The sequence below is a fragment of the Nocardiopsis sp. MG754419 genome (genome assembly GCF_018207095.1).
Classification (GTDB): domain Bacteria; phylum Actinomycetota; class Actinomycetes; order Streptosporangiales; family Streptosporangiaceae; genus Nocardiopsis.
Genome location: NZ_QOCZ01000432.1, coordinates 1 through 322 on the forward strand (window position 1 = coordinate 1; position 322 = coordinate 322).

Sequence of the window (322 nt, forward strand, 5' to 3'; positions counted from 1 at the left end):
GGCATGCGGAAAACGGCTGTAGTGGTTGGGCTCCAGGCCCACGCGCTCCAGCAGTTCCTGCACCTCGGACCGGATCTTCTTGCCGTCGCGCTCGCCCTGCACCCGCAGCGCGGTACCGATGCTCTCCCCGATGGTCAGACGCGGGTTGAGCGAGGAATAGGGGTTCTGGAACACCATCTGCACGTCGCGACGGAGCGGTCGCAGGTCGCGCTCGCGCATGTGCGTGATGTCGCGTCCCTCGAACTCCACGGTGCCCTCGGTCGGCTCCAGCAGCCGCATGACCATGCGTGAGAGCGTGCTCTTGCCCGAACCGGACTCCCCC

The 322-nt window shown here is 67.1% G+C and carries 1 protein-coding gene; it reads right to left on the minus strand.

Annotated elements, in window-relative coordinates; all coding sequences use genetic code 11:
• The coding region (locus tag DSY14_RS28430; RefSeq protein WP_211719644.1) for an ATP-binding cassette domain-containing protein at nt 1–322 on the minus strand (322 nt) is incomplete at both ends.